A 12,348-nucleotide genomic window follows, 5' to 3' on the forward strand; every position below is an offset into this window, starting at 1 on the left:
TTTTCACCCATAACAAAGCCACAATCATGACATGTTTGTGTAGTATTTCTAGGATTGACAGTCATGAATACTCTTCCGTACAATTCAGATTTATATTCCATAATAGATTGACGGTACTCCCGGTTGTAAGAAAGTAAAGGCAAGGGTTTGTAGAGCTAAAGTTTTATCTTCTTTAGCCAAGGTCAATAGGCGGGCGGTATCATGAGAATCTAGGGCGTTAAACATCGTTTGGTTGGCTGAGTCACGATATTTCATCAGATGGCTGGTTAATTTAGCCAGCAGTTTAGGCGCCGTTAGTGCTTTGTAGGCTGATTTGCCAGTAATCATAAAGTTCGTCAGTCATAATTTTGGTCATTGTTTGGGGGTGAGGTCGCTTGAAATGAGGGTTATTTAAAGCGTAAGGATCACCGGCTAAAATTTGGACTTGTTTGAGGTCGTTTTTAGCCGCCTTAAGCCGAATTTGTATAGTTTTTGAATCAAGTAAATAAGCCATTTCGCTTTCAGGACGATGGTAAATAGCAGGATAATTCATAAGGCACCTCCGTATTTTTCTTTTATTGTAACTTATATTTGGCACAAGGAGTTAAATATTTTTTCTTGACTTTTAGTAAGAGTCTTGGCACAATGTAAACATTGTTACATCGGAGGGTCGGGCCAATAGTCCGGCTGGATAAGATGCCTGTGGGCTCTTATCCTTTTTTGCAAAAATTAGGAGGGATTTATGACAGACACACAAAACTTTACCAGAGGACCGATTTTGCGTAAGTTGTTACAGTTTGCTATGCCGATTTTATTTGCTCTCTTGTTACAAGCTTTGTATACAGCTGCCGACTTGTTAATCGTCGGCCAATTTTCTAGCACCAGCCAAGTTTCTGCAGTTTCGACTGGAGGTCAGGTTATGCAGACGCTAACTTCTCTAGTTTCATCTATGGCGATGGGGATTACAATTTTAATTGCTCAAGTATTGGGACAAGGTAAAAAAGACAAAGTCCCACATGTTATTATGAATGGTCTCTTGTTATTTGCAGGACTGGCCTTGATATTAACTGTAATGGTGGTGGTATTTGCACCAGGATTAGCTCATATGATGCGTGCGCCTCAATCTGCTTTGGATGCGACAGTTGCTTACCTGCGGATTTCCGGGCTAGGAGCAATCTTTATCGTCGGTTATAATCTGGTGGGATCGGTCTTTCGGGGGTTAGGTGATTCCATTACTCCTTTGATTACGGTTGGGATAGCCGCTACAATTAATGTCTTCTTAGATTTAATCTTAGTTGCTCACTTTAAAATGGGAGCTAGTGGGGCTGCGATAGCTACGGTAACTGCTCAAGCTATTAGCCTAGTTGCTTTTTACTTTTTATCGCAAAGGCGTGACGGAAAAATTTTTGAACTAAAACAACCTGATTTTACTGTGATTAAAGCGATTATGAAGTTAGGAAGTCCGATTGCCTTACAAGATTTCTTGATTAACATTTCCTTTGTGGTCATCTTAGCGATTGCTAATACTATGGGTGTTACAGCTTCGGCGGGAATTGGTGTAGGTGAAAAGGCAACTGCTTTTATCATGTTATTACCGATTGCTTTTATGCAAGCCATGGCTGCTTTTGTCGCTCAAAATGTTGGGGCTAAGCAACATAACCGTGCAAGAAAGAGCCTTTTTTATGGAATGGGAGCTTCGTTAGTCTTTGCGACTGTTATGGCCTACATTTCTTTTTTTCACGGGGATGCATTGGCCCGTATTTTTACTCAAAATCGTGGGGTCGTAGATGCGACGGCATTGTACATGAAATCTTATGCTTTTGACGTTTTGATGACTGCCATTTTCTTTTGTTTCGTGGGTTACTTTAATGGTTATGGTAAGACCCAGTTCGTCATGATACAAGGCCTTATTGGAGCATTACTATTCCGAATTCCTCTGGCTTTCTTCTTGACCAGTCTACCGGGGGCAAATCTCTTTTACCTTGGGATGGCAACACCAGCTTCTTCCGTAGTCCAAATTATCTTATGCGTTAGCTATTACTGGATGTTACGTCGTAAAATATGCATATAAAAATAAGACGCTGCTAAAAAATTAGTGGCGTCTTATTTGTCTTTTCCAACTTAGATGAGTTGAGCAGTTATAGTTCTATAATCTAATATAAACTCGTAAACAAGTTCGTGACAAAAATATAAAAGTGTCTTGAAATGAACAGATTATCACGGAGTGTGCTTTAAGTCTAAGGTAAAGTAATTTATGCTAAAGAAAACTTCATGACATAGTGACTGAAAAAAACAAACTGTTTAAAAGGAGTTTAATATGGATAAAATTAATGCTTTATTAAGACAAATCAACGAAGCTGATGCAATTTTAGTCGGAGCGGCTTCAGGGATGTCGACCGCAGCGGGGATGGATTTTTGGTATGAAGACAGTCTCCTTTATAATACTGAAATACGCTACTATGCTGATAAATATGGGTTTCACGGAATTTTTAATGGCTTTTATAACCACTTTGAAAGCGAAGAGGAACACTGGGGCTTTTACCTGGCCGCTTTAGATATGATTCTCAATCTTCCGGCTCAAAAGCCGACTTACAAGAACCTTAAACGCCTCTTAAAAGATAAAGACTACCACATCATGACAACTAACCAAGATACCTTATTTTTTCAGGATTTTCCGGCAGAAAAGATTTCTGAAATTCAAGGCTCTTGGAATTATTTTCAAAGCGAGCGACCTAGTAGCGACCAAAATCTCTATTCCACACGACAACTATTGGCGCAAGTTCAGGGCCAAGTGAGAGAGCATAAATTGCCAAAGACAGCCATCCCATACAGTCCAGTGAATGGAGCCAAATTAATTCCTTGGGCGCGGGGGCCAGAGTTTCTTGAAGGAAAACGTTACTTTGAAGAACACAAAAAAATAAATCAGTTCTTGGGTCAATACCAAGGTCAAAAAATTCTCTTTCTTGAATTAGGTGTGGGACGCATGACTCCGATGTTTATTCAAGAACCTTTCTGGGAGATGACCAATGCTATGAAACAGGCTTTTTACGTTAATATTAATCCTAAAGATGCCTTGACACATCCACAAATTGTTGACCGTTCACTCTTAATTCACGAGGATATTAATAATGTTTTAGCTGCTGCTGTACAAAAATTGGAGGGAAAAAATGTCTAAATCAAGCTTAAAACTCGCCCGCAAATGGATCAAGCAAGCTGATGCCGTACTAGTTACAGCTAGTAATGGATTCGCCATTTCCGAAGGGGTAAATTTATTTACTGATAATCAAAATTTTCGTCAAGCCTTAGGCAACATGGTAACGAAATATCGCTTACCTAATCTTTTAAGTGCTTTTTCCTATGATTATCCGCACGACGTGGAACGTTTTCGGATGTATGGTCGAGTAGCAGAATTTTATAACTATAGTTATCATGCTAGTCCTGTGATGCAAAAACTCCAAGGTTTACTTGCTGGTAAGGACTACTTGGTGTGGACTTCCAACACCGAAGGCCATTTTAAGCAAGCCGGTTTACCGGTTTTAGAAGTAGAAGGGTCTTGGTTGGAAGGAATTTGTCAAAACGGAGATCATGTAGATTTAAAGAATATTTTACATGAAATTTATCAAAAAGACCAAGCCGGAACCTTGACAGTAGCTGACGTACCTCTATGTGATATTTGTGGGGGAACTGTGAAACTTAATTTAGCTGGGCCTGATTTTCAAATTAATCAAACCCAAGTAGATGCTTTTCAAAACTTCATTACGCGAAATCAAAACCGGAAATTATTAGTTTTAGAACTGGGGATTGGTGCCCACAATCAGCTAATTAAAGCACCTAGTATGCAATTAGTTGCCGGTAATCATAATAGCCGTTATATTACGATTAATAAGGGTGAACTGAATATTCCTGCTAATTTAGCGGCTCGGGCGATTGGCTTTGACGCTGATTTAAGTTTGGCTTTAGAAGAATTGTTAACCGGTAATGATTTAGGTGCTAAAATTATCCCGCCACAAGAAGTTAAGGGTACCCCCCATGAAGATACGAAACTAATTAAGCAAATCTATCCATCTTACACAGCGAATACATTATTGGTCGTATCATCCATCAAGAAAAGGGGCGCATGGTACCTGAAATTATGATGAAAACAGGTCTGGATACCCGTCAAGCCGAAACATTGTTTATCTACATTTTACATGGTTCTTTTGCCGTTAACCGGCGCCATAACTTTCAAAAAGATGCACAATGGCAAGCCGATACCGAAATGTTACAAAAATTTGTTCAAGTTGGTTATAATCAATTACACCAATAAGCCAAAAAAGCCTTCCTGAAGTGGAGGGCTATTTGTTGTTGATGATTTTTTGGAATCGTAATAACTGTTGAGGTAAATGCTTAGCATAATACCAAAAATTACGCTCTAAAAAAAGTGCGACGGGTTGGTCTGGACGGGAAAGAAATACTTGTCCAGAAGTTGTCGTAAGCTTAACTTGACAATTAGTTTGCCAGCTGATGAATTGTTCAAAAGATTGTGATAACTTGAAAGCTTGCGTGAGCGTGAGATCCACCAATGATGACTTAATTTCCAAAAATGGCAACGAAAGATATAGTCGCATTTGCACATAGAACTTAGCTAATTGGCTGATAGTTAAAGTTTGAGGTTCCTGACCTTGACCGGCTAAATAACGATAGCCCTCGTAAATTTGGTTATGACAAGCTGCATACAAATAGTCATCTAGCTGTTCCGGACGGTAAATTTCGGAATGTGTGGCTTGAAAATAAGTATGAATATCCCGATAATTTTGCTGACTAATTAAGGCAGCCAAGGCAAATTGCTTATAACTTTGACGAGCAGTAGTAGGGCTTGGGGAACGAGAGGATGCCAAATCCGGCAAATTATTGAAGCTAAAACGCACGGTATCCAAGTTGTGCTGAACCTGACCGTTTTCTAAGTCAACAGTTGCGGTAAAAGCTTGCGGTCCATGTTGGAGTGTAATTTCCGAGAAACTTTTGTCCTGAAGGGCCATTTGACCTAGCGCTAGTATATCGTGAACAAGTTGGGCTTGAAAATATCGAAAGTCTTGTTTTTCGATAGGAGTAAATGGTAAATCAGGAATTTTTACATGCGTAAAATCCGGGTAATACCGGGGTAAATTAGCCAATATCAATTGCCAAAAGTCAGTTTGATAATCGATCTTAGGTAACGGGACTTGTTCAATGAGCGTAGCCATCACTCGGTAAAAACTGGCTAGATCCTGTTGGTCTTTGGTGAAAGTGATTCTTTCCACGAGATCTAAGGGTTGCTGAATTTTTAACTGGGAACCATGGCGCTTGAGTTGAGCTTCTGGAAAAAATTCCTGGGCTTCTTTCAGTAAATTCATCTTCTTATTGCCGTTCATCTTGGTAGAGGGTTACTGGACCTTGGTCCTGAGCCAACCAAAGCTTGGCAGCATTGATCCATTGTGCTAAGGTAGGGTCAACATCCCGCGGATAAACAGCACTTGTCTCATCAGCTAAGGCTAAACCATGAATTCCACTTTGGAAGAGATGGTATTCACAAGGTACGCCCAATTCCTGAAGTTTGAGGACAAATTGTGTGGTTTCTTTTGGGGAAACGGTCGTATCTTGTCCTCCCTGCCAAAGGAAAGTTTTCGGAAAATTAGCATCCACGCCTTGAATTAAATCTAATTGTTGGTGAAATTCTGGTGGGATTGCTTGTGCAAGGTAAGCGGCATCTCTGTGCAAATGCACACTCGGAACCGTCAACATCGGATAAGCTAGGATTAAGCCTTGAATTTTCAAAGGAGCAGGGATAGTATAATCGGCTTGATGTTCCATAAAATACGCAATGAGATGAGCGCCAGCTGAGAAACCTAAAAGGTAAAGTCGTTCAGAATCTAAATACCATTCCTTAGCATGGTCAGCGATGACCTGCAGGGCACATTCTAAATCTCGATAGGTCTGAAAAATCTCAAAATCCTCATTGATTACAGCTGCTTGTTGGGCATCTGGCCGTTGCAGGAAGTAAACGGAATAATCAAGTAAAAAAACATTAAATCCCATCCCCAAGAAGCGTGCTACTACTGGTTCACTTTCCTTATGGGCAAGATTTAGATAGCCACCGCCGGGACAAACAATGATGCCGGGACGCTTACGGTGCTTTTTGTGGGTAATTTCCTCATCCAATACATAAGCAGTTAGCTTTACCGCCGCATTGCCAGGTCGGAGAGGGAAACTTTGATAGTACATAAATTTATACCTCCTTTTTCTTTAATTATAGCGATTTTTCCACTTGTTATCATAGGGTTTGCGACATAAAATAAGAATATATCAAAAATTTAAGGAGGAAATTAGTAGCGGATATGTATTTTCTAATTTCTTTTCAGCAAATCTGCATCATGTTCATCCTGATGGGGATTGGTTTTACCTGTCAAAGGCTCAAAGTGCTGCATGAACAGACAATTAAGGAATTAACAACTATTTTAATTAATGTGGTTTCACCATGTTTAATTTTTAATTCCTTTCACCAAAAGATGACCACTAATCTTTTGCAAACTTTTTGGTGGACCATATTAGCGACGGTAATTTCTTTTTCCGTATCTGTCTTTTTAGGTAAGCTCTTATTTTCTTTACCGACTTTCAAAGAAAATGACCAGCAAGGAATTTATAAATTTGCTGTCACTTACACCAACAGTGGTTTTATGGGCATCCCCTTAATTCAAGCTTTAATTGGTAAGCAAGGTACCTTTTTTTCGGTACCGTTTTTAGTGGTTAATAATATTTTTTTGTGGACCCACGGCGTAAGCTTTTTCAGAAGCGAAAGCGTTTCATGTTAGGGGAAACCTTACGCACCATTTTACTCAATCCTAATATTATCGCTACGATTATCGGTTTGTTATTTTTTATAAGTGGTTTGAACCAAGCACTACCAGTTATGGTGATGAAGCCGATTGAGTATGTAGCAACGCTCAATACACCATTAAGTATGATTGTAATTGGCGCTAACCTGGCTACGATTAAAGGCAAGTTTTATGATGATTTAGAAGTTTGGAGCTTGGTCTTCTTGCGCAACCTCATTTTTCCTTTGATTTTGGTGGCAACTTTAGCCTTTTTACCATTATCTTCCACAGCTTTTACCGCTATCACGGTCATGATTTCGGCTCCGGTCGCCGGCTTAATTGTGATGTTAAGCCTAATCAATAATCAACCGGTAGATTTTGCTTCCAAGGTTTTGTGCCTATCAACAGTTTGTTCTATGATTAGTCTGCCGTTGATGATAATGTTGGCTAATTTAATTCACTAACAGTAATAATCTTGTGTATTTTATACAGAAATTTGAATGTTATAGAAAGTAAGTAAATCATTCTATGTTTTGTGATACTCAAAATATAGAGCGAAGAATGAAATTCTATTATTGAATGCGATTTCAAAACATGTTATAGTTAGAAGGTAAAATTGAAGCAGGGGAGCTCGTAAGCGAGCTGAGAGGAAGTCATCAACTTCGACCCTTAACCTGATCCGGATAATGCCGGCGGAGGGAGTTTGTAGACATTTTGTGTGATATTTAAAGATATTCTCCATTTAAGACAGGCTCTTTTCATAGGAAGGGCCTGTTTTTGTATGGAGGAATTGAGATGGATTTATTACAAGCATGTCGAAAATACGCACCCCTAGTCCATTGCATTACGAATTATGTAACCGTCAATGATTGTGCTAATGTGATTATTGCTAGTGGGGGTCGCCCTTTAATGGCTGACGAAATCACAGAAATGACTGAAATTGCGCAAAAAGCTGAAGTTTTGGTGATTAATATTGGCACCTTAAACCAAAGGACTTTTACTGCTAGCTTAGCCGCTGGTAAGGCTATGCGTCAATACGGAAAAATGGTGTTATTGGATCCCGTAGGTATTGGTGTATCTACTTTTAGACAAAAAGCGGTGCAAGAAATTTTAACCACCGTGAAGCCACAGGTAATTCGTGGTAATTTTTCGGAAATCCTCACTTTAATCAGTGGTCAACAACATGGTTCCGGGGTAGATATGGCTCAAACAGATCAAATGACCCAGGCTACTCAAGACAGCCTAATAGCGCAGATGCAGGATTTTTGTCAACAATCTGATTGCGTCTTGATAGCTAGCGGACCGGAAGATTTAATTGTTAATTCTCAGCAAGCTTACCTGGTACAAAATGGGCATGCCTTAATGAAAGACGTCACTGGGACTGGTTGCCAATTAAGCGCTTTAATTGGAGCTTTATTAGGCGCCGGACAAGATTGGACTAAAACTTGTCTAACAGCCACCTGCATGTGGGGGCTAGCTGGAGAAAAGGCCGCGAAGAAAATAACAGTTGGCGATGGCAATGCTAGTTACCGCAATTATTTAATTGATGCGGTTTATCAAATGACAGATAAAGAAGTAAAAGAAGGTGCAAACTATGTCAAACTTAGATAAAGATTTATTGTTATACGCCGTCACTGACCGAAAAAATTTAGGTCAGACTGAATTTTTAACAAGCATTAAGCAAGCTTTGGCCGGCGGTGTAACGTGCTTGCAACTACGCGAAAAAAATCTGTCCAGGGAAGCTTTTAGTGCAGAAGCTTACGCCGTTAAACAGCTTTGCCAAGAAGCACAAGTGCCATTCATTATTAATGATAGTTTGGAAGTTGCCCTGGATTGTCAAGCCGATGGTTTACATGTTGGTCAAGAAGACTTACAAAAATCCGATTTTTACCAGCAAATACCTAGCGATATGATCCTAGGTGTCTCAGTGCAAAACGTGGCTCAAGCCAAAGAAGCCCAGGCCAAAGGGGCAAATTACCTGGGCGTGGGTACCATATTTCCCACCCAAACCAAGACCGATGCTGTTAGGGTTAGCCGTCAAACCTTAGCAGAAATTTGTCAAGCTGTTAACATTCCCGTTGTAGCGATTGGGGGGATTGATGAGGATAATATGGAAAGTTTAGCTGGAACTGGAATTGCAGGGTTAGCTATAGTGAATGCTATTTTGGGGGCACCAGAAATTGAAAAGCAAAGTCACAAACTCAAAGCTTTAGCAGTTAAAACTGTCTTCACCTCGCGGAGTGCGAACCTACCGCCCGTTTTATCAATTGCGGGTAGTGATTCCAGTGGTGGGGCCGGAATTCAAGCTGATATCAAGGCAATTATGGCCAATGGTGGGTTTGCCATGACCGCGATTACTGCTATGACCGCACAAAACACTCAAGGGGTTACGGCGATTATAGAATCCAGTCCCGAATTTTTACAAGCACAAATAGCAACGGTCTTTACAGACATTTATCCTCTGGCTATTAAGGTTGGGATGGTACCAAGTCCAGAGTTAATGCAAGTAATTGCACAGGAATTAAGTTTGTATCAGGCAAACAATGTTGTCTTAGATCCGGTCATGGTTGCTACTTCTGGGGCCCAACTGATGAAGTCTGAAACGCTTGATGCCTTAAAAGCCTTAGCTCGTCAAGCAACTCTTATTACTCCTAACATTGATGAAGCCCAAATTTTAGCGGAAATGGAAATTAGGAATGCCACCGATATGGAAGTAGCGGCTCAAAAATTAACGCAAGAATTAGGTTGTGCCGTACTAGTTAAAGGCGGTCACCTAGTTAACGATGCCAATGATGTCTTTGCTCAAGGTAATCAGGTACTTTGGCTTAATGGTCAAAAAATTAATAATTCCAATACACATGGAACCGGTTGTACTTTATCAAGTGCCATTGCAGCTAACCTTGCACATGGCGAGGACTTAATTCCCGCTATTCAAAAAGCCAAGAAATATCTCTCGGGAATTTTAGCTAGTCAATTAGATCTTGGACTTGGTAGCGGACCAATGAATCATGGTTACCTTTTAAAATAATCGGAATAAATATCTGCTTTATTACTATTTACTCCAAAGGAATGCACCCTGAATTTTAGCACACTTGACAAAAAATAATTTCCAATTTTTACTACTGATGTTTATATTTAATGGCTTATGCAACATTTAAGAAAATCCGACCAAGACCCGTAGTAACCTTCTGAGTAACAATATAAGAAAATATAGGCCATCCATCATCTATTATTTAACTTTAAGTTCTTTTATATACTTTCAGACAATTAATGTACCAATAGTATATTAATTGTCTTTTTGGAGTTTTAGAGGGTAGTTGGTAAAATAGCTTTCAAATTATAACGAAGATGATAATTAAGAAAAGTATGATTGTTTAAATTAAAGAGAATGAAATTCGAAATTTATCTATGCAATCCAATTTTGGAAAAACTAGATTACAACAATTACAAATGAGATTATCGAGAATGACAAAAACTCGTTGAGTCCAAGCTTACCTGAGGAGGAGCCGTTAACAGATTTAAAGGATTGCTAATTTAGAAACGGAACTCGAAAGTATGGATAGTTAAGAAACATTGCATGCACAAATTTTTATATGTAGTTTTTCTTTAGCTTAAATTACGACTTTAAAGCTAATAATGTACAAAAAGTCTATTATTTATATAGAAATATTGTTAAAATCCCGATGCTGAGAGGCGAATTCTAAGGCCAGGTTCGTTAGTTAAACGACCTCTTGTACATTTGATGCTGAATAAATGCAAAATTATAAAAGTTAGTTAAATTAGCTAACTTTTAGCGCGTAAAGGATTTTAGATGGTTATCTAAAAATCATAAGTGTAAGATAGTTTGTACAAAAGAGTCTTACATATATTCTTATGCAAAAATGAAAGAATTCCCTTAACATCAAGGTTTTAGTCTATTTTTCGAAAGTTAATTTCAATTATAGTTGAAATATATGTTAAACTATAATTGATATAAATTTGAGGTGAAATAATGATCGATGAACAAATTATCCAAGCTTTGCTAGCAAGTAACCTATCAAGTAATATGATTGCACAAGGGGTCGGGATGTCAACGCAAGCGATTATCAACTACCGCAAACAGGGGATTGATAAAATGACTCTTCAGACAGCTCGCAACTTGATTACCTACAGCCAAAAAGTTCACCAGGAAAATCAAGCGGACGGGCAGGCTTTATTTATCAATAAAAGTACTACCACCAAAACACCGACCGAATTTACGGTTAGCTTTATAAATAAAACTGGTGAAGAAGTGGCTTGTACAGCTACCGTCTATATGGATTTCAATAATACAATGTTTATGGTCGTTGAGTCTAATAATGAAACTAAAGTCACTAATTATACTAAAAGTGATTTAACAGAAATTAAGCAGCGTATTCCCGCTCCTTTTAATAATTTGACCTTCAGAGGGCACCTAAATATTCCGGGCGAGAAAAATAAATTGTATTTAATTGGCTTAGTATAATGTTTTAAGGAGTAATCTAATCAGCTTTTTGATTTTAATGATTTAGTGCAAAATATCCTAGGTGAGGCTGCAATGTACGCTTTATACCACTCATTTCTAAATTATTATTGAAGTATGAAAAAAATTTTTCCAATAATTAAAAATAATTCTTATTTTTTATTTTTTCTCATGATATATTAATTTAAATACAAAACGCAATGAATTGTACTAGTAATTAAGGAACTGCCTCAAGAGAGATAACGGTTGGTGTAAGTTATTGGCAGGGAATTAATGAACTCACCAAGGAGCGGTATTCCTGAAAATAGTAGGGAATGACGGGGTCGCTGCCGTTAACCAAGCACAGGTTGTTAGACCAAGAGCATTTCATTGATTGAAATGAAGAAGAGTGGTATCGCGGAAGTTGTCCTTTCGTCTCTTCTGCCATATGCTAGGCAGAAGGGACGAAAGGACTTTTTGTTTAGCGTAAACTAAATAAAAGTTCAGGGAGGAATCTACTATGGATACCAAAATCACTTCGAAGAAGGCCAAATCCGGCCGAAAATTATCATTTAATTCACCAGGAATTGCCATTTTTTCAGTGGCCTCAGTTTTATTCTCAGCCCATGCTGGGGGTGGTTTCGCAACTGGAAATCAAGAAAATACCTATTTTGTTAGTCTAGGTTGGTCAGAAATTGTGAGTTTAATCTTAGCCATGCTTCTTTTAACTTTAACTATGCGTCAAGCCATGATTATGTACAACAAATATGATCTAAAATCCCACAAAGAACTATTCCAACAACTTTACCATACCATCCCTTTGATAAGTTAGAAATTTTGTTTGAAATTTTCTTCTACATCATGGTGTTAATGGCCGTAGCTGCGGCGATTTCTGGAGCTGCTTCTGCTATTAATCAATACTTTGGTTGGAATTACTACTTAAACATCATCATTATCGGTTGTTTGGTACTAGGATTAACTGTTTTTGGGGCCGATGTGGTGCGGATTGCCAGCACCTACATGGGAATTGCCATTATGATTAGTGTTTTAATTATCTTCAGTGTTGGGATTAGTCAACTA

At 38.7% G+C, this 12,348-nt stretch carries 13 protein-coding genes, 3 pseudogenes, 1 riboswitch and 1 other annotated feature; of the genes and pseudogenes, 11 read left to right on the plus strand and 5 right to left on the minus strand.

All coding sequences use genetic code 11. The features are described from left to right. The 3 genes and pseudogenes from JCM10991_RS14980 to JCM10991_RS09965 all read right to left on the minus strand — a co-directional run. Nucleotides 1-95: pseudogene (locus JCM10991_RS14980) on the minus strand (zinc ribbon domain-containing protein); the annotation flags it as partial. 1 nt (nucleotide 96) lies between these two features. Next, nucleotides 97-264: pseudogene (locus JCM10991_RS14985) on the minus strand (alpha-amylase family glycosyl hydrolase); the annotation flags it as partial. A gap of 19 nt (nucleotides 265-283) precedes the next feature. Then, nucleotides 284-532 (minus strand): alpha amylase N-terminal ig-like domain-containing protein, encoded by a 249-nt coding sequence (locus JCM10991_RS09965; protein ID WP_025021377.1) that lies wholly within the window; start codon nucleotides 530-532, stop codon nucleotides 284-286. Nucleotides 533-721: 189 nt separating this feature from the next. On the opposite strand from JCM10991_RS09965, the gene JCM10991_RS09970 reads away from it, so the two are divergent. From JCM10991_RS09970 to JCM10991_RS09985, 4 genes are all read left to right on the plus strand, one after another. Further along, a complete protein-coding gene (locus JCM10991_RS09970) occupies nucleotides 722-2,050 on the plus strand; it encodes an MATE family efflux transporter (protein ID WP_025021378.1) in 1,329 nt (442 codons plus the stop codon). Between the two features lie 246 nt (nucleotides 2,051-2,296). Next, nucleotides 2,297-3,154, plus strand: coding sequence for an SIR2 family NAD-dependent protein deacylase (locus JCM10991_RS09975; protein WP_025021379.1), 858 nt, complete (start codon nucleotides 2,297-2,299; stop codon nucleotides 3,152-3,154). Beyond that, a complete protein-coding gene (locus JCM10991_RS15585; protein WP_025021380.1) occupies nucleotides 3,147-4,115 on the plus strand; it encodes an SIR2 family NAD-dependent protein deacylase in 969 nt (322 codons plus the stop codon). Before JCM10991_RS09975 ends, JCM10991_RS15585 begins: the two co-directional genes overlap by 8 nt. Then, a complete protein-coding gene (locus JCM10991_RS09985) occupies nucleotides 4,112-4,285 on the plus strand; it encodes a hypothetical protein (protein WP_162149520.1) in 174 nt (57 codons plus the stop codon). The genes JCM10991_RS15585 and JCM10991_RS09985 overlap by 4 nt, the downstream gene beginning before the upstream one ends. Nucleotides 4,286-4,313: 28 nt before the next feature. On the opposite strand, the gene JCM10991_RS09990 is transcribed toward JCM10991_RS09985, so the two are convergent. Both JCM10991_RS09990 and JCM10991_RS09995 read right to left on the minus strand, forming a co-directional pair. Next, nucleotides 4,314-5,351 carry a hypothetical protein gene (locus JCM10991_RS09990; RefSeq protein WP_025021382.1) on the minus strand — a complete coding sequence of 346 codons (1,038 nt, stop codon included), beginning with the start codon at nucleotides 5,349-5,351 and terminating at the stop codon, nucleotides 4,314-4,316. 4 nt (nucleotides 5,352-5,355) lie between these two features. Further along, nucleotides 5,356-6,219: an alpha/beta hydrolase gene (locus JCM10991_RS09995; protein WP_023858997.1), complete on the minus strand. Its 864-nt coding sequence runs from the start codon at nucleotides 6,217-6,219 to the stop codon at nucleotides 5,356-5,358. Between the two features lie 161 nt (nucleotides 6,220-6,380). On the opposite strand from JCM10991_RS09995, the gene JCM10991_RS15900 reads away from it, so the two are divergent. From JCM10991_RS15900 to JCM10991_RS15915, 7 genes and pseudogenes are all read left to right on the plus strand, one after another. Beyond that, on the plus strand, nucleotides 6,381-6,806 hold the full coding sequence (locus tag JCM10991_RS15900; protein WP_263640312.1) for an AEC family transporter: 426 nt from the start codon (nucleotides 6,381-6,383) through the stop codon (nucleotides 6,804-6,806). After that, on the plus strand, nucleotides 6,800-7,273 hold the full coding sequence (locus tag JCM10991_RS15905) for an AEC family transporter (RefSeq protein WP_225349962.1): 474 nt from the start codon (nucleotides 6,800-6,802) through the stop codon (nucleotides 7,271-7,273). The genes JCM10991_RS15900 and JCM10991_RS15905 overlap by 7 nt, the downstream gene beginning before the upstream one ends. Nucleotides 7,274-7,422: 149 nt before the next feature. After that, nucleotides 7,423-7,527: riboswitch (TPP riboswitch) on the plus strand. A 77-nt stretch (nucleotides 7,528-7,604) separates the two neighbouring features. After that, complete coding sequence (gene thiM / locus JCM10991_RS10005; RefSeq protein ID WP_025021383.1) at nucleotides 7,605-8,420, plus strand: hydroxyethylthiazole kinase; 816 nt, start codon at nucleotides 7,605-7,607, stop codon at nucleotides 8,418-8,420. Next, complete coding sequence (thiD, locus tag JCM10991_RS10010; protein ID WP_025021384.1) at nucleotides 8,404-9,837, plus strand: bifunctional hydroxymethylpyrimidine kinase/phosphomethylpyrimidine kinase; 1,434 nt, start codon at nucleotides 8,404-8,406, stop codon at nucleotides 9,835-9,837. Before thiM ends, thiD begins: the two co-directional genes overlap by 17 nt. 963 nt (nucleotides 9,838-10,800) lie before the next feature. After that, on the plus strand, nucleotides 10,801-11,292 hold the full coding sequence (locus tag JCM10991_RS10015; RefSeq protein WP_023859001.1) for a hypothetical protein: 492 nt from the start codon (nucleotides 10,801-10,803) through the stop codon (nucleotides 11,290-11,292). A 188-nt stretch (nucleotides 11,293-11,480) separates the two neighbouring features. Further along, nucleotides 11,481-11,711 (plus strand) — a binding site (T-box leader). Between the two features lie 77 nt (nucleotides 11,712-11,788). Further along, entirely contained in the window at nucleotides 11,789-12,100 is a 312-nt protein-coding gene (locus JCM10991_RS15910; protein ID WP_025021385.1) for a hypothetical protein, read from the plus strand. 5 nt (nucleotides 12,101-12,105) lie between these two features. Continuing rightward, nucleotides 12,106-12,348: pseudogene (locus JCM10991_RS15915) on the plus strand (hypothetical protein); the annotation flags it as partial.

It is taken from the genome of Ligilactobacillus equi DSM 15833 = JCM 10991, assembly GCF_000615765.1.
GTDB classification, from domain to species: Bacteria; Bacillota; Bacilli; order Lactobacillales; family Lactobacillaceae; genus Ligilactobacillus; species Ligilactobacillus equi.

What these genes read in the sequence shown, in the direction of transcription:
- JCM10991_RS15905 (WP_225349962.1), top strand. Translation starts at nt 6,800, where the DNA reads ATGTTAGGGGAAACCTTACGCACCATTTTACTCAATCCTAATATTATC.
- JCM10991_RS09985 (WP_162149520.1), top strand. Translation starts at nt 4,112, where the DNA reads ATGATGAAAACAGGTCTGGATACCCGTCAAGCCGAAACATTGTTTATC.
- JCM10991_RS15585 (WP_025021380.1), top strand. Translation starts at nt 3,147, where the DNA reads ATGTCTAAATCAAGCTTAAAACTCGCCCGCAAATGGATCAAGCAAGCT.
- JCM10991_RS10015 (WP_023859001.1), top strand. Translation starts at nt 10,801, where the DNA reads ATGATCGATGAACAAATTATCCAAGCTTTGCTAGCAAGTAACCTATCA.
- thiD (WP_025021384.1), top strand. Translation starts at nt 8,404, where the DNA reads ATGTCAAACTTAGATAAAGATTTATTGTTATACGCCGTCACTGACCGA.
- JCM10991_RS09995 (WP_023858997.1), bottom strand. Translation starts at nt 6,219, where the DNA reads ATGTACTATCAAAGTTTCCCTCTCCGACCTGGCAATGCGGCGGTAAAG.
- JCM10991_RS15900 (WP_263640312.1), top strand. Translation starts at nt 6,381, where the DNA reads ATGGGGATTGGTTTTACCTGTCAAAGGCTCAAAGTGCTGCATGAACAG.
- JCM10991_RS09990 (WP_025021382.1), bottom strand. Translation starts at nt 5,351, where the DNA reads ATGAATTTACTGAAAGAAGCCCAGGAATTTTTTCCAGAAGCTCAACTC.
- JCM10991_RS09975 (WP_025021379.1), top strand. Translation starts at nt 2,297, where the DNA reads ATGGATAAAATTAATGCTTTATTAAGACAAATCAACGAAGCTGATGCA.
- JCM10991_RS15910 (WP_025021385.1), top strand. Translation starts at nt 11,789, where the DNA reads ATGGATACCAAAATCACTTCGAAGAAGGCCAAATCCGGCCGAAAATTA.
- thiM (WP_025021383.1), top strand. Translation starts at nt 7,605, where the DNA reads ATGGATTTATTACAAGCATGTCGAAAATACGCACCCCTAGTCCATTGC.
- JCM10991_RS09970 (WP_025021378.1), top strand. Translation starts at nt 722, where the DNA reads ATGACAGACACACAAAACTTTACCAGAGGACCGATTTTGCGTAAGTTG.
- JCM10991_RS09965 (WP_025021377.1), bottom strand. Translation starts at nt 532, where the DNA reads ATGAATTATCCTGCTATTTACCATCGTCCTGAAAGCGAAATGGCTTAT.